Annotated in this window: 21 protein-coding genes and 2 pseudogenes; 20 read left to right on the top strand and 3 right to left on the bottom strand. The window is 70.2% G+C overall.

Annotated elements, in window-relative coordinates:
- Positions 1–2: 2 nt before the first annotated feature.
- The 16 genes and pseudogenes from OG841_RS12600 (at position 3) to OG841_RS12525 (ending at position 11,048) form a co-directional block, all read left to right on the top strand.
- The gene (locus OG841_RS12600; protein WP_371570672.1) at positions 3–545 is read left to right on the top strand and encodes a DUF4913 domain-containing protein; all 543 of its coding nucleotides are present in this window, start codon (positions 3–5) and stop codon (positions 543–545) included.
- The gene (locus OG841_RS12595; protein ID WP_371565211.1) at positions 542–1,027 is read left to right on the top strand and encodes a hypothetical protein; all 486 of its coding nucleotides are present in this window, start codon (positions 542–544) and stop codon (positions 1,025–1,027) included. The genes OG841_RS12600 and OG841_RS12595 overlap by 4 nt, the downstream gene beginning before the upstream one ends.
- Before the next feature lie 18 nt (positions 1,028–1,045).
- A pseudogene (locus OG841_RS12590) lies at positions 1,046–1,643 on the top strand (hypothetical protein); the annotation flags it as partial.
- 18 nt (positions 1,644–1,661) lie between these two features.
- Positions 1,662–2,405 carry a hypothetical protein gene (locus tag OG841_RS12585; protein ID WP_371565209.1) on the top strand — a complete coding sequence of 248 codons (744 nt, stop codon included), beginning with the start codon at positions 1,662–1,664 and terminating at the stop codon, positions 2,403–2,405.
- 147 nt (positions 2,406–2,552) lie between these two features.
- Positions 2,553–2,900, top strand: coding sequence for an SH3 domain-containing protein (locus OG841_RS12580; protein WP_371565206.1), 348 nt, complete (start codon positions 2,553–2,555; stop codon positions 2,898–2,900).
- Positions 2,901–2,995: 95 nt separating this feature from the next.
- Positions 2,996–3,478: a hypothetical protein gene (locus OG841_RS12575; RefSeq protein ID WP_371565202.1), complete on the top strand. Its 483-nt coding sequence runs from the start codon at positions 2,996–2,998 to the stop codon at positions 3,476–3,478.
- Positions 3,475–3,918: a hypothetical protein gene (locus OG841_RS12570; RefSeq protein WP_371565196.1), complete on the top strand. Its 444-nt coding sequence runs from the start codon at positions 3,475–3,477 to the stop codon at positions 3,916–3,918. The genes OG841_RS12575 and OG841_RS12570 overlap by 4 nt, the downstream gene beginning before the upstream one ends.
- 10 nt (positions 3,919–3,928) lie before the next feature.
- Positions 3,929–4,374 (top strand): annotated as a pseudogene (locus tag OG841_RS12565) (hypothetical protein).
- A 42-nt stretch (positions 4,375–4,416) separates the two neighbouring features.
- Entirely contained in the window at positions 4,417–5,259 is an 843-nt protein-coding gene (locus OG841_RS12560) for a winged helix-turn-helix transcriptional regulator (protein ID WP_371565193.1), read from the top strand.
- Positions 5,256–5,759 (top strand): regulator, encoded by a 504-nt coding sequence (locus OG841_RS12555; RefSeq protein WP_371565188.1) that lies wholly within the window; start codon positions 5,256–5,258, stop codon positions 5,757–5,759. The genes OG841_RS12560 and OG841_RS12555 overlap by 4 nt, the downstream gene beginning before the upstream one ends.
- Entirely contained in the window at positions 5,756–6,991 is a 1,236-nt protein-coding gene (locus OG841_RS12550; protein ID WP_371565184.1) for an MFS transporter, read from the top strand. Before OG841_RS12555 ends, OG841_RS12550 begins: the two co-directional genes overlap by 4 nt.
- Before the next feature lie 32 nt (positions 6,992–7,023).
- On the top strand, positions 7,024–7,326 hold the full coding sequence (locus OG841_RS12545; RefSeq protein WP_371565180.1) for a hypothetical protein: 303 nt from the start codon (positions 7,024–7,026) through the stop codon (positions 7,324–7,326).
- A gap of 52 nt (positions 7,327–7,378) precedes the next feature.
- Positions 7,379–8,608: an ATP-grasp domain-containing protein gene (locus tag OG841_RS12540; RefSeq protein WP_371565177.1), complete on the top strand. Its 1,230-nt coding sequence runs from the start codon at positions 7,379–7,381 to the stop codon at positions 8,606–8,608.
- Positions 8,605–9,477 (top strand): DUF317 domain-containing protein, encoded by an 873-nt coding sequence (locus OG841_RS12535; protein ID WP_371565174.1) that lies wholly within the window; start codon positions 8,605–8,607, stop codon positions 9,475–9,477. Before OG841_RS12540 ends, OG841_RS12535 begins: the two co-directional genes overlap by 4 nt.
- Before the next feature lie 29 nt (positions 9,478–9,506).
- Positions 9,507–9,995 carry a hypothetical protein gene (locus OG841_RS12530; RefSeq protein ID WP_371565169.1) on the top strand — a complete coding sequence of 163 codons (489 nt, stop codon included), beginning with the start codon at positions 9,507–9,509 and terminating at the stop codon, positions 9,993–9,995.
- Between the two features lie 33 nt (positions 9,996–10,028).
- Complete coding sequence (locus tag OG841_RS12525; RefSeq protein ID WP_371565164.1) at positions 10,029–11,048, top strand: SpaA isopeptide-forming pilin-related protein; 1,020 nt, start codon at positions 10,029–10,031, stop codon at positions 11,046–11,048.
- Positions 11,049–12,094: 1,046 nt separating this feature from the next.
- On the opposite strand, the gene OG841_RS12520 is transcribed toward OG841_RS12525, so the two are convergent.
- Entirely contained in the window at positions 12,095–14,614 is a 2,520-nt protein-coding gene (locus OG841_RS12520) for a hypothetical protein (protein ID WP_371565160.1), read from the bottom strand.
- Positions 14,615–15,289: 675 nt separating this feature from the next.
- On the opposite strand from OG841_RS12520, the gene OG841_RS12515 reads away from it, so the two are divergent.
- The 3 genes from OG841_RS12515 (at position 15,290) to OG841_RS12505 (ending at position 16,879) form a co-directional block, all read left to right on the top strand.
- Positions 15,290–15,643, top strand: a complete 354-nt coding sequence (locus OG841_RS12515) for a DUF317 domain-containing protein (RefSeq protein ID WP_371565157.1) — start codon at positions 15,290–15,292, stop codon at positions 15,641–15,643.
- 108 nt (positions 15,644–15,751) lie between these two features.
- The gene (locus OG841_RS12510) at positions 15,752–16,042 is read left to right on the top strand and encodes a hypothetical protein (protein ID WP_371565154.1); all 291 of its coding nucleotides are present in this window, start codon (positions 15,752–15,754) and stop codon (positions 16,040–16,042) included.
- A gap of 15 nt (positions 16,043–16,057) precedes the next feature.
- The gene (locus OG841_RS12505; protein ID WP_371565150.1) at positions 16,058–16,879 is read left to right on the top strand and encodes a DUF317 domain-containing protein; all 822 of its coding nucleotides are present in this window, start codon (positions 16,058–16,060) and stop codon (positions 16,877–16,879) included.
- A gap of 617 nt (positions 16,880–17,496) precedes the next feature.
- On the opposite strand, the gene OG841_RS12500 is transcribed toward OG841_RS12505, so the two are convergent.
- Both OG841_RS12500 and OG841_RS12495 read right to left on the bottom strand, forming a co-directional pair.
- Positions 17,497–18,189, bottom strand: coding sequence for a hypothetical protein (locus OG841_RS12500; RefSeq protein ID WP_371565148.1), 693 nt, complete (start codon positions 18,187–18,189; stop codon positions 17,497–17,499).
- Between the two features lie 79 nt (positions 18,190–18,268).
- Positions 18,269–18,712: a hypothetical protein gene (locus OG841_RS12495; RefSeq protein ID WP_371565145.1), complete on the bottom strand. Its 444-nt coding sequence runs from the start codon at positions 18,710–18,712 to the stop codon at positions 18,269–18,271.
- A 189-nt stretch (positions 18,713–18,901) separates the two neighbouring features.
- On the opposite strand from OG841_RS12495, the gene OG841_RS12490 reads away from it, so the two are divergent.
- A complete protein-coding gene (locus tag OG841_RS12490) occupies positions 18,902–19,930 on the top strand; it encodes a DUF6615 family protein (RefSeq protein ID WP_371565142.1) in 1,029 nt (342 codons plus the stop codon).
- Positions 19,931–19,960: the final 30 nt, after the last annotated feature.

Raw genomic sequence — 19,960 nt, 5'->3', positions numbered from 1 at the left:
TCATGGAGCAGTCGGCGCAACAGGCTCAGCAGCTCGACCACCTCGCGTCCGCCCCGTCGCCGAGTGGATCACCGTTCGCCGCGTTCGGCATGCCGGGACTCGGCGGCCCGCCGGCCGCCGCTCCACCGGAGCCCCGCCCGATCCTGGAACTGGACGGAGAGGAACGCGAGGACGAACTCGACGCCCTGTCCGACTGGGTCGACGACTTCTTCCTCCCGGTCTACGGGGCGGAGGTTACCACCGCGGCGCCCTGGTGCCTGCAGTGGCAGGAGCACGACGACGTCGTGGCCTGGCTCCATGCCTTGTGGCTCGCCTACCAGCAGCACAAGGACCCCGAAGCCGGGCTCTCCGGTCTGTTCGTGTGGCACCGGGACTTCCTCACCCACGCCGTCGCGGCGATCCGCGCACCGGGCGGCCCGCTGTCGGCCTGTATGACCTCTCCCGACCGGCCCGCACACCGTCTCCTGCCCGGTCCGCCGCCGTCCGTACGGACGGAGACGGCGGCCACGGCGGAAGCCGCTGACCAGGACGAGCCGGCGTCATGACCGCGGGGCAGGGACAGCCCGCCTTCGGACTGAGCTTCGATCCACGCGCGCTGACCGATCTCCTCCAGGCCCCCAGCGACATACGCGACCTCACCCTTGCCTACCTGCAGGAAGTCGTGAACGCGCAGCGCTTCGGGCTGCGCCTCGACGGTGACCTGGAGGGCTGTCGAAAGCTGTTCGTGGACTCCCGCAAGGACTGGCGCGTCGTCTACGCCGTCCGCCCGGCGCCCGCGGAGTCCGCCCACCACAAGGAGATCCACGTCGTCGCGATCCGGCCGCGCGCGGGCAACGACGTCTACGACGAGGTCGGCCGCCGTCTGGGCATGACTCGCCGGCCGCTGAGCGCCCGCACTCACGCGGCACGCTCCCGTTCCCCGCAATTGGCCACCCGCGGGCCCGTGACCCGGCCCGGTCCGCCACCCACTGCGCCACCGGGTCTGCCCCGTCCCGCACCGAACCCCGCGCACCATCCCACCCGCTGAACGCACGGAGCGTCGCCTATGCCCCCTGAACCCGCGCCGTCACCCTCCCGGCGTGCGGTCTCCCCGCTCGACCATCGCCTCGAAGCCGCCACTGGGCACGACATCGACACCCTGTGGGCCTACCGCGACCGCGGCGTCCTCGACGAGCAGCACGCCCAACTGGTGGACCGGCACCGGAAGCTGGCCAAGACCCAGACTGGCGTCATCTTCCATCTGCGCCTCCTCAACCGCCTGTCCAGCGGCGAGTTCGACGTCGACGGCGCTCTGTTCACGCGTATCGACCGCACCGTGGACCAGTTGGAAGAGGCTGCCGACGCGCGGGACGCCGCTGCCCGGGATGTGCTCGCCGTCCTGGAGCCCATCGAAGCCGCAGCAGCGTCTGTCGCGCAGCAGCTCTCGACGGACGACCAGGCGGGGCTGCTCGCCATCGCCGGCGGCGCCAAGCTCTACGAACACCTGCTGACCGGCCGGATGTCCGTCACAGCCGCCTCCGACACCCGCATCCCCCACACCAAGCTACGGCGGCTGGAGGACGCCGGCCTGGTCGCCCGGGACACCGGCCACCCCGTACACGCCGGCCAGCCGGTCGCGCTCACCGACGCCGGAAGAGCCCTGAACTCCACCGAAAGGCCCCTTGTTGTCTCCCACCGAACCGGCGCCGGTCCGGAAGCCCATCCCCCAAGTCGACTTCGATCTCGACGACCTCGACGCCGACGAGGAGAAATACCTCGACTTCTACCGCAAGGTCGGCGTCCACGAGGACATGCTCGTCCCACTCGCCCAACACCACGACGGGCCGCACAGCTACTACGTCCTGTTCGACCGCACCGCGACCTGGGGACACCCCGGCATGCCCCAGGTGCTCGCCGTGCATCTGCAACGGGACCACGAGAAGCGGACGTTCAGCTTCGAGAAGGCCCCGCTGCCGCTGCCCGCGATGGCGCAGTCCTGGCTCATCCACCGCGGCTGCCCGCACGATGCCATCGGCCTCGACCCCGAGCTGGGCCCGCCGCCGGCTGACGAGGCCACGCGAGCACTGGAGCGACGCCTCGCCGGCGACGGCGACCACTACGCCATGGGCTACTCCCACACCAGCGACGACCCGGACGACATGGTCGTCGTCGTGGCACTGCGTGCCCTGGACGAACGCGCCCCGTCGCCGTTCCGCGTTGTGGTCGAAGAGGTCGACACCGACACCTGGACGCACACCCTGCGCGAGGGCGGCTTCGACACGGTGGGCGAGGCCCTGCAGTGGTGCGACGACCGGCTCATCGGCGAGGCCGGCCCTCTCCCGCCGGTCCGCCCGGCAGCCGCCGCCAGCCGCCTGGCCGGTGTGGCGAAGGCCCCTGCTCCGCGCCCGCCCGGCCGTTCGCGCTGAGCTCTCAGCCTGACGCGGGCGGCGCAACATAGCCGACGATCGCCGGTTAGCCAAACCGGCGATTCTCCGGACTCTTATTCAGCCGCCGGGACAACCCCGCGGCGCCCTCCTCTACATTCCCCACGCCTTCACGGAGGTTTCTTCCGCATGCGCTCCACCCGAATTGCCATATCCGCCACGATGCTCGGCGCACTCGCTCTGCCGGTGCTGTCCGCCACCACCGCCAACGCGGCACCGACCACCGCCTCCGCTCTCCCCGCGAGCAACTGCTCGTCCCTCCCGCCGCTGCCGTGCGCAGTGCACGCCAAGTCCGTGACCATCCGGTCCAAGGCCAGCTCGAAGTCCACGGCGCTCGGCGTGCTCTACAAGAGCCACAAGTTCACCGTCTCCAAGAAGAGCGGCAACTGGGTCTACATCACGGACAAGACGACCGGCGTGAAGGGCTGGGTCTCCGGCACGTACGTGTACCGCGACGTCCGTATGTGCCTGGACTGACCGGACTTCAGCACGTCCCGGCAAGCGGCTGATCGCCCAGCACGGGGCCCCTCACATTCCCTACGCATCGGCCTATCCAGAACAGGAGATCCCCCTTGTCCGACGGCATGTCCGAGGATTCTGCGGATGTCGTGGGCGTGCTCACCGAACGGATCGAAGCGCGCTTCGACATGAGCATGGACCAGTTGAAGGCCGCGGTCGCCGCCGCGCCGACCGCGAACCCTGACGCCACCGACGTCGTCAAGTGGCACGGCCTTCTCGTTGAGGCCCAGTCCGTGCTGGAGCGCGCGGAGGACGACCTCCTCGCTGCACTGCATACCCAGCCCAACGAGGTCGACGACCCGACGATGGGCCTCGCTCACCGGGTGAACGCGGCCGTCACGGCCCGCGACGGCCGGGCCCTGGTCGTGCGATGGCTCCTCGACCCGGACGCCCCAGGGAAGAAGGACCTCGCCGCAGAGCGCCTCGCCCGTCTTCGGCCCCGCACCGGGCCAGCGGTGCAGACCAGCGCCCCCAACCGGCCTGCGAGTACAGCCGCACCGGCGACGGCGTGGCGGTCGACGAGGGCCGCCCGATGAGCCGGGACAAGGCCAGCACCATGGACGGCGACCTGCAGAAGGTCTTCGGGAAGCCGGTACCCGAGCTGTACGAGGCGGCTGCCGGCCACGATGCCTCGCCCGCGTTCGCCCGTGCCCTGGAGCTGCGGTCCTTCCTGGCGCTCACCGAGGAGCAGGTCGCCCGTGTCCGCGACCGCGTATACGCCGACATGGATCCCGACCGCGACATGAGCGAACTGTCGGCCGACAGGCTCCGCTTCGACGCGCAGTGGCTGGACGCGGCACTGGAGGCCCGCGACGGCTACCGCGCCGCCCTCGGCGAGCTGCTGCGCACCATGCCCCCGCCTGCGCAGCAGGCCCGGCCCGTCCGCACGGCACCGCTCAGCGCCACCGCAACCCTGCCCCCGTCCGCTGCCCCGGCACCCCCGCGTGCCGGGGCGGCCCGGGCCCGCCGACCGTGAAAGCCCTCGATTGCCCCACCCCACGTCCACCGACATAGCCGGACGGATCGAGGACCTGTACGGCGCACCGCTCGCCGACCTCGAAGCCCACGCCCACGCCCAGCCGCCCGGCATGCTCTCCGCCCTGCTCGGCATGCACGACGATCTCGCCCTCGCCGAGCGCAGCATCGACTTCCACCGCGACCACCTCGCCCGGCTCATCCACCCCGAGCGTGGACGGCCGGCATCCGGGCCGAGCCGTCCCGGCAGATCGGCCCGCACGAGGTCTCCCACCTCCTCGACGGTGCACGCCGCCTCGCCGAAGCCGTCGCCGTCCGCGAGGTCCAGGCCAAATCGGTCGCCGCCGTCCTGCAAAGCCTGGCCCGCATCCCGGCCCCGACGCCGGCCCCGCCGACTCCCTCGCCGCCTGCTCCAGCTCCGCCTCTTGCGGCGCAGAGCCCGGCGCACAGCCGCTGACCCGCAGGCCATCCCCCTTTCGTTCACCCAGGAGTTCCTCCCTTGGCCATCACCGCTCTGCCCCCTGACACCGACGCCGACATCGCCCGGGTCACCGAGGCCCTGGCCATGATCACCCCGCGCTGGAACGTGAGGATCCTCCTGGCCCTCTCCGGCCCGCCGCTGCGCTACAGCGAGCTGGCGGCCAAGGTGTCCTGGCTGCAGAACGGCCAGCTCCACCCCAAGCTCAAGGCGCTGTGCGACGCCGGACTCGTCGAACGCACTGAACACACCTCACGGCACGTGACCTATGGCCACACCAACCGTGGTGTTGCCCTGCTGCCGGTCCTGCCGATGATCGTCACCTGGGCCGAGGAACACCTGGAGAAGGCGGACCGCCCGCTGCCCGCGATCGAGCAGATCGAGGACAGCCTCACCCTGCTCACCCGGCGTCACGCCGCCGCCATCCTGTGGGTGCTCAAGTCCCGCCAGGAGGTCAGCGGGCGGGCCCTGGCCCGGATCGTGATGCCCAGCAGCGACTGGACCAACATCTACCCGCCGCTGCGGCAGCTGGTCGCCGACGGCCTCGTCGACACCAAGGGCACCGGCCGGCCCTACCGGCTTTCCGCAGCAGGCGACGGCCTGAGCCCCGTTCTCGGCACCCTGTCCGCATGGTCCGCCGGGCAGCCCCTCGACCAGGCGTCCCAACACCCGGTCTGGGGGAACCCGCAGGCGAAGCCCGCGCAGAGGCCGTGGGTCAGCAGCCAGTCACGACCGGCCCCCGCGGCGCTCCCACGCGCTCGGACGGCCCAGTCCTCTCCGGCGTGGCACAACCGCGATCTCTTCTCGCACGCCACGATCGCCCGCCCGAAGGCAGCCATCCCGGCGGGAGGCCCGCGCCGATGAGCACCCTCTACAGCTCTGCCGAAGTGCACCGCGCTGTCAAACTGCTCGCCTCGCGCCCCCTGGTCCGCCTGGTCACCGAGATCGACGACAACGGCGCCATACCGCCGCGACGGCTGCCCGGCGTCCTGCCCGACCTCTCCACGCACCAATTGCGGAGCGCTTCGGACACGGCCCGCGCCCACGGTCTCGTCCGGGTCGCGCCCGGCGCCGGTCTGGAACTGACCGACGCCGGGATGGAGTTGGCAGATCTGTACGACGTGATGGCCCGCTGGGCCCGGCGTCACGCCGTCCCGGCCCCCGTCTGCGAGTTCAGCAGCCGTATCCGGCACGTCCTCGACCTGTTGGCACCATCGCTCACCGCCGAGCGAGCCGATGTTCCCTCCCCGCTGATCGGCGACGGAGCCGAGGCGGGGCTGGCTCGTCCCCGCACGCTCCTGATCCAGTGGCTGGCAGACAACCCCCAGGTGGCCAGGGTGTCTGAGCCTGAGCCGGTCGCGTGAACGCAGCGGTCACACCCCGGCACGCACGCAACACGGGCGGGCTGATGCGCAGCATCTATCTGCCGCGCACGGCGGACGCGTTGGCCTTCGCGATGTCCACCTACGGCATCCCGCTGCTCGTCCTGGCCACGACGCGATCCGCCGCGCTGACGGGCGCCGCCTTCGCCCTGGAGTGGGTCCCGCGGCTTGCTGCGTTTGGGTGGGCCGGATCGGTCGTTGACCGGCGCGGTGCCGCGGTGGTATTCCCCCTGGCCTCCCTGGGGAGGGCGCTGGCTCTCGCCGCCGGCGCGGTCCTGCTCCATCTCCACCCGTCCGGCACCATGGCGAGCGCGACCCTGATGGTGCTGGCGGCGACGACCGGCGTGCTCACCGAGTTCAGCTATATCGCGGCCGAGACCGCGGGTGCCGCCGCCGGACGCCGAGCAGGACGGCGGGCCCACCGTGTCCAGGCTGTCCTGCTCGGCATCGACCAGACGGCGACCCTGGCCGGTCCGGCGCTCGCCGGAGTGCTCTTGCTTGCCGGGCCGCCGTCGATGCTCGCGGTGATCACCATGCTCTCGCTGCTTGCCGCGCTGCTCGCCCTGCGCACCCCGCCCTCGCCCGTGGCGCCGGCCCGTTTGCCGAAGGGGCAGTCCGGCGCCGGACTGCTCACCGGGTGGCGCACCATCCGCTCGCTGCCCGCGCTCGGCTGGCTCGTGACCGGGCTGACCTTGTCCAACCTGGCCACCGGCCTTCTCCAAGCGGCCGGACCCGTGATTGTCGTCAAGCATTTCGGGCAGTCCACCACCGCTGTCGGCCTGGTCTGGTCCGCCGCTGCCGCAGCGACGCTCCTCAGCGTCACGCTCTGCCGGTTCGCGCTCGACCGCCTCGGCCTGTGGCCGGTTGGCGCCGCCTGCGCCGCCATCTCCTCGCTCGGCTGTCTCGCAGCTGCCCAGGCCCCCGACTACCGGTCCTACCTCGTCTTGGTCGCGGTCCTCATGGCGGGCGAAGGCGGCATGACGGTCGTCCTGCGCACCCTGCGCTCCCGTCTGATCCCTCCGGAGAAGTTCGGCAGCACCCTGTCGGCGACGATCCTCCTCCTCCTGCTGCCCTTCCCCGTCGTCGGCGTGCTCACCGCGCTCACCCCGCCCGACGCGCTGGGCCACGTCATCACCGTCTGCGCCGCGCTGCAGGCCCTGGGTCTGTTCTGCACCTTCGCCCGCCTGCGCACTGATCCCGCCCTGCGCGCCTGATCCTGCTGCGCCCCCAGCCTGTGGAGAACTTCATGCCCATCGCCGCCCTCGGATCGCACCGCGCGACCGGTCGCACCATCACCGAGCAGTTCCACGCCTTCGACGCCCGCAACCCGCACGTCTACCGGGCCCTGGAGGGCATGGCCGCCCGCCGTCTGGCCGCCAGCGCCACTCGGGTCAGCTTGAAGGACCTGTTCGAGGACCTGCGCCGCCAGCTCCCTCAGGGGGGCGCCGGGTTGAACAACAACTACACCGCTCTCTACGCCCGCCGCCTGATCAGCGAACACCCTCACTGGGCTGCGGCGTTCGAGCTGCGCCGCCGCCGTGCCGCCTAAGACGATCCTTTCTTCTCTCGCCCTGCCGTCCACCGATACGGAGAACCCCTTCTTGTCCGCTCGTCCTCTCGTGCTCGTCGTTTCTCCCGGCGACGAGACCTATCGCGGCTACTGCCTGGAGCAGGTGGCTGCCGCGTACGACGTCGTCCTGCTCACCGGCACCGAGCCGTCGTGGGAGAAGCCGTTCGTCGTCGACCACGCCGTCGTCGATCTGAGCGACCCCGCAGCGCTGCTCGGTGGCGGTCGGGCGCTGGCCGAGCGCCACGATGTTGCAGGCGTGGTCACCTGGGACGAGTGGCACCTCGTCCCCACCGTCCGTCTCGCTCGCGCGCTCGGTCTGTCCTCGACGTCCATCGAGGTGATGCGGGCCTGTCGCAACAAGGCCACCGCACGCACCCTGTTCGCCCGCCACGGCGTGCCCTCGGCCGCCTCGATGAAGGCGGGGACCCTGCTGGAGGCCGGCCTGGCGACGATGACCCTCGGCCTGCCGGCGGTCATCAAGCCGGCGGCTTTCGCGGGCAGCATCGGCGTGATCCGCGTCGACCAGCCCGAAGAACTGCCCGCCGCGTTCGCATTCGCCTCGGCCGGGGCGAACCGCAGCCGCGAGGACACCGGCGTCCTGGTCGAGGAGTACCTCGACGGGCCGGAATTCTCGGTCGAATGCGTCACCCACCGCGGCGTGACCACGGCGGTCGCCGTGACCCGCAAGCACCTGGGCCCCGCACCGTACTTCGCCGAGACCGGGCACACCGTCGATGCCTCCGACCCGCTCCTGGCCCAGGTCGCCCCGGCCGCCGCTGCTGCGGTCAAGGCCCTGGGGATCACAGACGGCGTGCAGCACGTCGAGCTGCGCCTGGTGGACGGCCGGCCCCGGCTGATCGAGGTCAACGCGCGCATCGGCGGCGACATGATCGGTCACCTCGTCCGTCTCGCCACCGGCATCGACCTGCCCCGGGCCGCCGCCGATCTCGCCTGCGGCCGAGCGCCGGACCTCACCCCGACCCGCAGCGGGGCTGCCGGCATCCGCATGCTCTACCCGGACGCCTCCGGCACCCTGACCGCCCGGCACATCAACCAGCCCTTCGCCGCCCACACCCCCTGGCTGCGCCAGGTGCAGTGGATCCGCGAGATCGGCGACCAGCTCGTCCTGCCGCCCGACGGCGACCTGTTCACCGCCCGGGCCGGGTTCTACATCGTGACCGGCCGCACCACCGCCGAGGTCACCGAACGCCTCGACACCGCCGCCGACGAGATCACCGTCACCACGAGGGCGGACCGATGAACCCACAGCCCGATTCGCACCACGAGATCGACGGCGACGTCTACGTCTCCCCGCGCCACCTCGCCTCCACCACCGGAACCGGCGACCCCGCCCTCGCCCCGCTGCTCGAACTTGGCTGGGACCTGCGGTACGACGAGGACTCCAACGTGTATGTGAGCGCTCCCGACCGGCGCGTGCGCCTGGGCTACCTGCCCGAAGGCGAGGACGACGGGCTCTGGCGCATCAACGCCTACAAGGACTCCTTCGGACCGCCGGCCTGGGGCGTCTGCTTTAACGACCGCGTTCCCACCGAGTTTGTCCAGGCGTTCACCACCATCCTGGCCACGGCGTACGAGCAGGGGCCGGATGCTTACCTTGCCCGGCCGATCTCCGGCATCGACGAGCACGATCCCTTCCTCGCGCTCGTGCCGCTTCTGAAGCAGGGCTGGGAGATCGACCGTCCGCGCTGGGGCGTCTTCGCGGTCCAGGCCCCGGACGGGCTCGCCGGCATGGAGTTCACCACCGGCGACCTCGATCCGGAAGCCGAACTGACCACGCGCGACGCGCGCTGGCAGCTGTGGGCGGGCAGGTCCATCGACCGGCCCGTCTGGTACGCCACGGCCAGCACCGACACCCCGGTCGCCCTGCTCACCGCCGTCACCGAGTGCGTCGCCGATCCGGCTCCCCTGCCCCGGTGGCGTGAGGTGACCTCCAGCTACATCAAGGGGATGGCCCAGCTCACCCCGATCCTCCCGCCGGTCCCGTCGGCTCCCACTCCGCTCGACGTGCAGCGGGCCGTCTCCTCCCGCCGTCCGGCTGCGCTGCCCGCGGCCAGCGTCCCGCGCTGGAGCACCACCAGCCGACCGGCCCTGCCCGGCCCGCGCCTGTAGGACCAGCCAGACCTCGACCGGAGCCTCTTTTGTCTCTGCAAGCCGCCGAGTTCTTCGCCGAGCTGTGCCTTCCCTTCCACGACCACACCGTTGTTGGCAACACCTACTTCGCTGTCCCGATCCCCGATGCACCGCTGCGGATGCGGATCGACTTCACCCGCACCATCCACGCGGACACCTACGGAGGGCTGCGTGTCACCGTCGTTCATCCGGAACGCGGCGAGATCGACGCGGTGGCGCTCAGCTTCGTGGACCACGGGACCTTCCACCGCCGCGATGAAGCCACCAATACCCGGCCGAACACCAAGCAGTACGGCACCTTCGACACCTATCACCGCCCCGGCCGCCCGCCGTGGGACGGGGCCGTCACCACCGGGCTGCGCGACGCCATCGAGCAGTACACCGCCGTCTGGTTCCCCGGCGCCTGGGCCGCGTCCAGGCCCAGGCTCGCGGCTGGCCGCACCCCGCGCAGCACTCCCACCCAGCCAGCTACCCCAGTCGTCGGCCGCACCCGCTGACCTCCCCCGACCGATCAAGGAGTCCTCTTCCCCGTGCACGCATGTCTCGTCCGATCCGCTGCTGCCCTCGCTGTCGCGGCCGGCACCCTGATCTGGGCGCCGGCCGCGAGTGCCGAGCCCTCCGAACCGACCCCCTCGGCCTCCGCCGCTCCCGCCGCGACACCGGCTTCGGACGCGGGCAGCGTCGAGATCACTACGAAGGACACGGCCGGAGACGTCCTGCCCGGCGCCGCGTTCCTGCTGCTCGACTCCGCCGGCCAGGAAGCCGCACGCGGACAGAGCGACGCCCAGGGGAGGCTGACCTTTTCCGACCTTGCTCCGGGCGTCTACCGGCTCAAGCAGACGGCTTCCGGCAGCCCGCTCCACGAGGTTGTCAGTGATCAGGACGTCATCGTCACCCCGGGTGCGACCACACGGCTGACGATCACCGACCCGTTCAAGTCCGCCAAGGTCCTCCTGCAGGCCAAGGACGACAAGACCGGAAAGCTCCTGCCCGGCGCGACCGTGAACATCGGCACCGGCACCTCCACGCTGCTCACCCTGACTACAGGCACCAAGGGCGCCGCCTCCGGAGAACTGCCCGTGTCGAGCCGCCGGACGCAGTTCTGGGTCAAGGAGATGAAGGCTCCTGCCGGCTACGACCTCTACAAGCCGACGAAGACGTTTACCGCAGGTCCCGGCGCCCCGGTGACGGTGACCGTCACCATCGCCAAGACGGCCACCGATCCGAAGCCTGCCCCCTCCAGTAAGCCGACGCACAGGCCCACCGACTCCCCGTCCAGTCCGGGCAAGCCGAACAGCGGTACCGCAGGTGCCACGCCCTCCGCCTCGGGCAGCGACACACCGGAGCCCGACTCCTCACCCGTCGCCACGACCTCGGTCAAGGACACCACGCAGAAAACGCCGACGGGCTCCCTCGCCCACACCGGAGCCGACGCCACACCGTGGCTGATCGGTGGCGCGGCCGTGCTGATCGCAGCAGGCGGAGGCGCTCTCCTCCTGGCACGCCGCAGCCGCACGGACAGCCCCACCGACGACTCCACCGAGAGCTGACCCGCACTCCCCCCTCCACGACGCAGAGCCCCCGGATTCCACCGCCTGGAATCCGGGGGCTCTGTCGTCCACGAACGCGCGCGGACCTCGTTACGCTGCCCCAGTGATCGACCCCTCTTCGCTCCCGGCGATCCCTCCGAGCTGCACCTGCGCATCTCCTACGACGACGAACTCTGGGACACGCCGCCGGCCGACACGCTGGAGCGCTGGGACGTTGCCGTCCTGCACCGCCGACGCACCCGCGCCGCGGGGCACGAACTGGTCGGCCCCAGCGGGTACGCGGCCCCCGACACCCCGCCCCGCGCGGTCGAGGACGTCCCTGTCGGGTCCATGACTTTCTACCGGGTGCACCTCGACCGAGGCCGCAACGCCTTCTTTATCCCGCCATCCCTTGGCCGGGAGCTGCTTGCCCTGACGGTGTAAAAGCGCAGTTCAAACGGTTGGCAATGGCGGGAGGGTTGCAACAACGGTGTTGCCTTCCGCGCCCAGTGCTGGGTGAAGGACAAACGCAGTCTCTACCCGGCCCTCGCGCTCCCGGCGACGGCAAGCCGGTCGAGTCGGTCACCTCCGGCTTCGGCCACCCCTCGGCACCGGCCTGCTCAACGCCGAGGAGAGCGCCCTGCTCGCGCGGCCGCATCGTCGGACGCGGGCGGTACGGAGGCCGACTGGTCCGAGCTGTCAGAGGCATGCGACATTCTCCAGGCAGACCAGGTTGAGGGCGGTCGCGTAGATCTGCACCCGAGCTTCCAAGAACTGGCAGTCCTCCTGGAGGTCCGCGTGCTTCTTCTTGAGCTCCTCGAAGGCATCTGCAGAGCGGACGTGCGGGGACCGTTTCGCTTCCTTTCGGGTAGTCTGTCCCGTCTTACCAAAGGTTGAGCGTGCTCGCCGAACTTTGACTGCCTCGGTCGGATCTGCCCGTTCTCGGCACGTGGCTGAACCAGCCGCATGACCGCCGATCACGCGGCTGGTGAGAACAGGAGGCGGGTTCCTCAACTGCCTTGAGGAGCCCTCCCGGCACATGCCGGTCTCGGGTTCTACCGCGCCGGTCAGACCTGAAGGATCAGCGCTTCTACCTGTTCGAGCGTCGTCACACTGGCCTGGGCCGCGGCCCGGACCTTTGTCAGCTTCTCCATCCACTCGATCCGCTGCTCGGCCGGGAGCGCGTCCTCTCCGAGCTGGACTCGCAGGCGGTGCGCCTCTTCGAAATCCGTCATCAGGGTGTGGGCGGAGTCCACGGCCTGCTGGTAGCCGCTCTCGACGAGTTCCACACGGGCGGGCAGCTCCCGGCGAAGCGTGGCCAGCTGGTCGTGCGGGTCGGCTGGCGGAGCGCCGTTCACGGTGGCAGTGGGATCCGTGCTGGTCCCGGCCGTGGGGGACGTGGTGGTGCTTCCGGGGCTGCCCGGGGCCGGGCGGCCGAGCTCCACGGGGAACGTCTCGTCGAACCAAGCCTTGTCCGCGACGTAGTGGGTGGGCCGGCCCTCGGTGTCAGGAGCGATCACCATCCCCGCGGTGATCGGCGTCCGGCCCTCCAGCCAGTGCCGCTCCCCATAGCAGACCAGGGGCTCACCGTCTTCCGACTCGGGCGGCTGCGTCGCGTCCGGGTGCTCCAGCACGGCCTTCGCGAACGCGAGGAGGAGTGCCCGGCTGATGTTTGGGGCGCCGGTTGCCGTGTACGCCAGGGTGAGGGCGGCGAGGGCGCTCTTGGGGGTGCGCCGCACACCCTTGCGTCCTTCGCCTGCCTCGCTGCCCTGGCCGGCGGTGATGAACGGCTGCGGAGCGTGGATCAGCGCCGGTGCCATGCGCTGGACGAGGGCGGCCCAGGCGGTCGCGTCACCGGCCCCTGCCCTGAGGAGGAGCACCTTGAGTGACCGCGGGTCCTGCCCGGCGCCCTTGGCGGTCTCCGGGACGCCGAAGAGGCCGAGGGCGGAGAGGATGTTGCCCCGGTGCAGGAACAGTTGGGCGATGGCGGCGGACCACAGGCGGGTGCGTGCCTCTGCTGTCTTCGCCTTGGTCTGGCTCCACGCCGGCTCCTGCAGCGTGCCCCTGACGATCGGCCAGAAGCGCCCCGTGTCGCGGACGGTGCGTGCGGTCGGCCGCTTCGGGGTCTCGGGCGGGATCTCGGGGAACACGAGCGCGGTGATGGCGCGCACCGCGATGTCGCGGAGCACGGTGGGGGAGACGTCGTCGCCCGCGGGCACGAGCGGCTCGAGCGGGTTGAGCGGTCCGTTGGCGGTCAGCGCGTCGCGTACCCCGACCAGGTCGAGGAGGTCCGCGCCGCGCGCGTCGGGGAACGCCTCGGCGAGCGCGTCCGCGAGGAGCGATTCCCTGGCGTAGGCGTCGACGAGCGTTGCGAACAGGGCGATCAGGCGTGCGTCCTCGTCGTAGGGCTGGATGCCGCGCAGGTGGTCGTTGACGTTCAGCGTCCGCAGGACGTGTTCCAGCGCCGCCGGCTTGGTGCAGCCGATCACGATCTCCGCGGAGACCGTGGCGACCTTCTGGGCCCGGACCGACGGGTCGGTCGCCTCCGGCTCCGGCTTGGCAGCGGCCTCGTTGAGCCGGTCGGAGAGGCGGTTCAGGATCTCCCGCTGGCTCAGCAGCAGCAGCTCGGGATCGGCCTTCTTGCCCTTCGGCATGGGCAGGAGGGACTGGGGCATCCCCGTGACCAGGTGTTCCGGACGCACACGGAAGATGTTGAGACGAGCCAGCGCACGGTTGTTCCCGGTCACGGAGGCCAGCCGCCACAGCTTCGACACCGTGCCGTCGGGGCGGGTGATCTGCCACTGCTGCAGGACGTTCATGCCCTTGGAGAGCTGGCCCGCGTCCACGAGGGACTCGGCCAGGTCGTAGCCGCGGGTCTTGCCGGCACGCTCCAGATTCTCCGCGGCGTACCGCTGCATGTGGACGGCCACCTCGTACGGCTGCTCGGCGAGAGCGAGCGCCGCCTTCGGTTCCCCGTCCTCCTCCGCGGCCCGGACCACAGGACGCGGCCGCCGGCCGCCGAGGGCGGTGAGGAGGGCCTGGCGTTCACCTTCGAGTTCCATCACGCGGCGCTCGGCGTTCTCGTGCTTCTGCGAGGCCGCCGCCAGGGCCTGCGCGGCGTACGTGTCGTCGCCGGCCGCGCGGCGGCAGCTCTCCCGCTCCTTCTCCGCAGTCTTCTCGGCCTTCCTGGCCTCGTGCAGCGCCAGCTCGGCGGCGATGAGGTCCTTGACGCGCTGGCTGGCCTCAGCGACGGGCGGCGACCAGCAGTTGACGGTGCGGTCGTTGAGGTCCCACGGGACTACCGCAGCGCCATGGACGTCACACATCAGCAGGAGTACCTGCTCGTCCCCGGCCTGCACGAGACGGTAGGCCGAGGGCTTGAGCACCTTCTTGTTGTTCCGGCTGGCGATCAGGCCCTTGATCTCGGTGTCCGGGAGAGCGGTGGCCAGCCCTTCGGTGATCGCCTGCCGAGGAGGGGGCACGACCCCGTGTTCCGCGCAGGTGTTCTCGATGGCATCCGCGAGGCGGCCACCGTAGGTGTCGGTGCCGATGCGCGGGAAAATGCCGTCAGGTCGTTTCGCGACCATGGTGTTTGTCCTTCCACCCGGGCGTGCCGGGCGAACACAGAAGCTCCCGTCTCTCGGGAGCGTGTCACGCGCCCGAGCGCCGAAGCCTCGTGCCAACGAGGAACAGGCAGACACCCCTTGCAGAAGGGTGTGCGGCGGTCCTCGCCCCGTACGGCCCATCTGCCAACGTCCGAAGAACGATCAGCCCCAACAGCGCCTCGGTGGCGCCTGGACATCTCGCAGCTTGCTCCTGCTCCGCCGACGGCGGCATGAGGCGGACGCCGGTGATGAGCCACCGACGTGCACCACGGAATCTGCCACCCGCTCCCGCGCAATGCCGAACTAGGACGGCGGAGTTCAGTAGATCAGGTGAACAGGTAATCAACCGGGTCGCCCACAGGCTGATTTGAGGTACAAGCGCGGTCACGGCGGAGCGCTGTCAGCTGCCAAGCCAGGGCTATGCGGTCCTGACCTGCGAGCCGTCGGTGGTGAGTAACTCCGAGCTGCGCGGTACCTCTGGCTCAGTAGGCCCGCAAGGCGGTCAAAGTTCGGTGAGAACGCTCAACCTTCGGTGAGACGAGACACAGTTCGCCGGGGGCAGACAGGAAAGATCGCGGAAAGACTGGCCAACGGGCGCGAGGGCATGTCAACGTAGACGACCTTGCAAGAAACCCCAGGTCAGAGAGGTGATTGCCCGTGACCGTAGCCCCTGCGGGCCCCGGTTTCTCCACTACCGTCGAAGCCCTGCGACCGCGGGAGTGGCAGCTCGGCCCCGGTCAGCCGACCCTGGTCATGGACCAGTTCTCCGCCGAGGACTTCCACCTGATCGTCGATGATCGCGCGGACGTGCACGTCAGCTCCAAGGACGGCCGGTTCTACCTCGGATGGTTCCCGCTCGGCCGCCCCGGTACGGATGGCGAGGGATGGAAGATTGCCGTCACCGGCACCGCCAAGGTCCGCGGCTACCACCTGTCGTTCGACACCGAGACGCCGGCCGACATCGTCGCCGCGACCGTAGCGCGTGTGCTGGAGACCTCACGCTGCCTCTGACAGCGCGGACACCGACACGTAATGCCCGCACTGTGAGCGCTGGCCGTACCGAAGGCTGGCCCGTCCCGTTCCACTGCCCTGTTTTCCCCGCACCCCAGGAGGCTGTTCGTGACGTCCCCGGAGATGACCGTCGGCGATCTCATTGACCTGTTGTCCGGCTGTGACCGGAGTGCTCCGGTCCGCCAGGCCATGAACCCGTTCTTCCCGATGGCACACCGCTTGGCGCAGGTCCTGCAGTCGGTCGACGAGACCGGCCGGACCGTCGTCTACCTCGCCGAAGGGCGTGACGAGGACGCTCAGCTCGGCCACCTTCCGCCGGAGGTCGCCGTCGAGCTGACGTGGCAGGGCCCCGTCCAGGCGCCCCCGCGCCGCCCCCGCCGTCGCGCCGGCGGCAACTAGACCCGCACCGAGCCCTTGGAGGCGCCCCTGTACCCCGACTTCCCGCCCGACTCGTCCACCCCGCGCGGCGGCCAACCCGCGTTCTGGGTCGGCCCCCGGCACCTGGCCGGTGACGATGGACGCCTCTACGACGTCGTCGCCGACGCGCTCGCCGGCCTGGGTTGGACGAGCCTGACGATCGTCCGCGGACGGCACGAGCCGGACGAGGCGCCGGAGGACCGCCAGGTCCTGCGCAGCACCGTCCTGCACATCAGCCCCGACGCCTTGCGCTGGGCCCAGTGGGGCCTGGCGGACGAGCCGTTCCACCTGGGTGAGCTGCCGATCGCCTGGCAGATCTCCGCCCGAGCCGAGGCAAGCAGCCCGCTCGCCCAGTGGTCGGCCTACTTCACCCGTGACGTCCCCGGCGAGGCAGTGGTCGACTTCCTCGTCGCGCTCGACGCAAGCGATCAGCCTGCCGTGCCGTTCGCCGGATCCGATCTGGTCCTTGACGCAGTCGCCACCCACGGATGGTTCCGCGACATCGACCAACCCCAGGCGGCGGCGACGGACCCGACGTTCACCTCGCACATCAGCCTCGGCGACGTCCCGCCCCTCATCCAGGACGCTGACCCGCGGGCCCTGTCCGCCGAGGACGACGAGACGGGACCGGCCGGATGGCAGGCGTGGGCCGAGCCCGCGCTCGGTGCACCGTGTCTGTGGGCGGCATCGTTCGCCGCCAGCGTCCCGCACGATCTCGTCGCCGCCTTCGCCGCCTCCCTCAGCTCGACCGCACCGGTCCTGCGGCGGGTACTGCCCGAGGCCACCCAGGAGCGCCTCCTGCGCGCGCCGGCCATCTAATGTCCCGCGTACAACTCTCGACGATCGCAGTCCGGCACCCTCCCAGTTGGGGGTGTCGGACTTTCTTGTTTCTCGGGTGAAGTGGCCGTTCGGTCTTCGATGCCAGGAAGAATTGCCGCCTGTTGATGGAACGAAGCAGGATGCGGCAATGCACCCCAGCCCCGGCGCCGCCTTAATGGTCATCGCTCTCATCGTCGCCGTGACGATCGCGTTGACGGTCCGTTCACGCCGCAAGCGCACGGCTGCCCTCGCGGCGCAGTGGCAGGCATTTCAAGCAGCACTGAAGCTCCGGGCAGGGGCAACTCCTCCAGGTGACGCGGGTCTACCAGCACGGCCGCCGTGGCTCCAAAGCTGTCGTGACCTGGTGCGACACCGGGCGGCAGCAGGACGCCTGGTTCTGGAACTGGCACGTTCCCGCAGGCGCGTACCTGCTCGTGAACGCCTCCAGTGGCTATGGGCCGCACAGTCATAACCCGAACGTGCTCTACGTCCAGCCCGGCCAGGTCCGAGCCTGGGTATCAGGGCAAGCCGCTCGCTCCGCTCAACGCGTCAGCCAGTAACGCACTGCTGCCCCCGACCTGCGGTGGTCGGAGGCAGCAGCGTGACGTGCACACAGGTCAGCTCGTTGCCGTGGCCTTGGCGAGAGCCTTGTCGAGGTGGCGGTCGACCAGGGCTGGGGAGCCGGAGACGACCAGCAGCAGGTTGCCGTCGCGGATCGCGGTCTGCTTGACCACGGTGCTCCGTCCCCCGGCGATGAACGTCAGGAGCTGGCTCCACTGCTCGTCACCGCCGGCGTGGGGTGCGGGCAGCTTCTGGGAGGTCACGTCGACCGGGGTGCCGCCCGAGACGACCTGATAGGTCGGGCAGCCGGTCATGGCGTCGAAGATCCGGTCGATGCCGTCGGAGAGCTTCTTCGCGCTGTCGCTGTACAGCTCCTCGGAGATCTCCGAGGAGCTGCCGCCGTAGGTGAAGTCCGCCTTCGCCTTGTGCGGGAAGGCGAGCGTGCCGCCAGTCGCCGCGTCGCCGCCCAGCTCGCTCAGGGCCGGGCAGCCGATGACGGTGACGTCGTCGTGCTGGGCCGGACGCTCCGGCTTGGGAAGGTAGCCGCTGCCGAGGTCGCGCGGGTCGAGCAGGCGGGACTCGAGTGCGGCCGAGGAGAGCGCGGCCGGCTTCTGGACGGCGTCGGCCGGCTTTCCCGTACGGGAGGAGGGGGTCTGATGCTTGGCCCCGGTGGTGTCGGTGGCGCAGGCGGGCAGAGCGAGGAGGGCGGCGGTGATGCCGAGTGCGGTGGTGGCGACGCGAACGCGCATGACGGAACTGACCCCTTGGTGCTAGGCGACGGGTGGTCAGTGCGGGCCCGCGGGCCCGGTGGGGTCGTAGGATTGGTGGTCAGTGCCCGAGGTGGCGCAGGCAGTCCTCGAACGTGGCGTGCGTCGCGTCCGCCGGCCCGGAGTGCCGGTTGTACCAGGCGGTGTCGATGCGGGTCTCCTGCTGCTGGTGTCCGGCCCTGCAGCGCAGCCAGATCTCACCGCGGGTGGAGAGGATGAGCCAATCCCGGTATGCGCCGCACTCGGTGCAGGCGGCCATCTCACCGTCGAGGACGAGGGGCTGCTTCCACGGCATCATCTTGCCTTCGACCTGGTCGTGGCTCGGCACCCGCAGTTCCGGCGGGAGGAAGTCGTCCACGATGGCGGCTGGCTCGGCGGACTCCGGCTCAGGCGCTGGCACTCCGAAGCCGGGCGGGACTTGGCCCTGCAGCTGCACGTACAGCTCGGCGAACTGTTTCTGAGCTTCGCTCGGCTCCTTGGCCCTGCGGCGTATCCGGCGAAACACTCCGACGTCCTCCCTTGCCTCGTCCTGCTCGCTTCATGATCGTGCCCTGCGCCCCCGGAGGTTTCAATTCACAAAGTCCACAGTCACCCCCACGCGGCTGCCAGCTGTCCCGCGAACCCCGTACCGAGCCTTCACGTCCGGCTCCTCGGCCGCTCCGTCCGCCTTGAGTCGATGACCTCTGGTTAGCTGATGCCCGTGATCGGACATGCATTTTCCCTGCCGAGCAGCAACCCCCAGGCAGGTCAGCAGCCCTCGCTGTGCGAGGTACTGCTGTGGATAGCCGGCGACACGTTCCACTGGCTGCACAACGGCCATCACCGCTATCCCCCTGCGCCCGGTGAGGAGAGCTTCACCGACATGAACATCCGGCACCTGCGCCAGTTCGTCGGCGATCGGGTCAAGGTGTTCCAGTTCACCAAGGACCAGGAGCACCAGAACGGTGCCGACTGGGAGATGTGGATCCACAACCGCACTCACGGAGTTGGTCTGCGCATCCAGGCCAAGAAGGCGTCGAAGCAGCGCCGGTACCTCTTCGACCACAGGGTCGGGAAACAGAACGTGTACCAGTGCGACCTGCTGGTCCAAAACGCGCTGACGGTCAGGTGCGTGCCCGTCTACTTGCCGCACAACCACTGGGATTGGGAACACGGGGGCGAGGAGGAAGCGGCTCAGGCAGGACTTCTGTGCGGCCACGTCGCCGCTGACGGATCACACCATGGATGCACGCTGCTGTCGGCTTATCGCGTCCAGAGCGAAGTCGGCCGGAAGGCCGGCGGGCGCAATGTACGTCACGCAGCTCTGTGGGCGGAATCACTGCCCTGGAACAGGGTGTTGTGCGACCGCCGTGATGCCGACGCACCGTCCTCCCGTTCCAGCAGCGAGATCCTTACCGGCGTATTTACCGCCGTCAAAGAGCTGACGCGCGTGGGCCGGGGCCTGTCACCGACATACTCGGCAGGATCAACTCCCGGCGACAGCAGCCAGGAGGACGCTGCGTACGCCCACACTCCGGACGTAGATGATGTCGATGACGCTCTCGCCACCTTGGGTAGCGACCCTCCCCGGTTGCCGCCCCATGTGCTCCAGCTCCTCCAAGCTCACGAGGCGGAACCGCCGGCCCCGCCGGTGCCCACGGTGGCGACCGTGTTGGTGGACGTCAGCGACGACCGAATGCAGATGCCCCCCAGCTGGTTCGAGGGGTGTGTCCGCCACCGATAGTGGTACAGCGCCCCATCACTCTCGTCGGCC

It is taken from the genome of Streptomyces canus (assembly GCF_041435015.1).
Taxonomy (GTDB): Bacteria; Actinomycetota; Actinomycetes; order Streptomycetales; family Streptomycetaceae; genus Streptomyces; species Streptomyces canus_G.
Note: the sequence above shows the minus strand (reverse complement) of the source record. Positions and strands in the feature narration are given on the sequence as shown.

Coding starts and splice junctions, on each gene's coding strand:
- OG841_RS12490 (WP_371565142.1), top strand. CDS start 18,902: ATGCCCGTGATCGGACATGCATTTTCCCTGCCGAGCAGCAACCCCCAG.
- OG841_RS12545 (WP_371565180.1), top strand. CDS start 7,024: ATGCCCATCGCCGCCCTCGGATCGCACCGCGCGACCGGTCGCACCATC.
- OG841_RS12570 (WP_371565196.1), top strand. CDS start 3,475: ATGAGCCGGGACAAGGCCAGCACCATGGACGGCGACCTGCAGAAGGTC.
- OG841_RS12500 (WP_371565148.1), bottom strand. CDS start 18,189: ATGCGCGTTCGCGTCGCCACCACCGCACTCGGCATCACCGCCGCCCTC.
- OG841_RS12595 (WP_371565211.1), top strand. CDS start 542: ATGACCGCGGGGCAGGGACAGCCCGCCTTCGGACTGAGCTTCGATCCA.
- OG841_RS12555 (WP_371565188.1), top strand. CDS start 5,256: ATGAGCACCCTCTACAGCTCTGCCGAAGTGCACCGCGCTGTCAAACTG.
- OG841_RS12580 (WP_371565206.1), top strand. CDS start 2,553: ATGCGCTCCACCCGAATTGCCATATCCGCCACGATGCTCGGCGCACTC.
- OG841_RS12600 (WP_371570672.1), top strand. CDS start 3: ATGGAGCAGTCGGCGCAACAGGCTCAGCAGCTCGACCACCTCGCGTCC.
- OG841_RS12535 (WP_371565174.1), top strand. CDS start 8,605: ATGAACCCACAGCCCGATTCGCACCACGAGATCGACGGCGACGTCTAC.
- OG841_RS12520 (WP_371565160.1), bottom strand. CDS start 14,614: ATGGTCGCGAAACGACCTGACGGCATTTTCCCGCGCATCGGCACCGAC.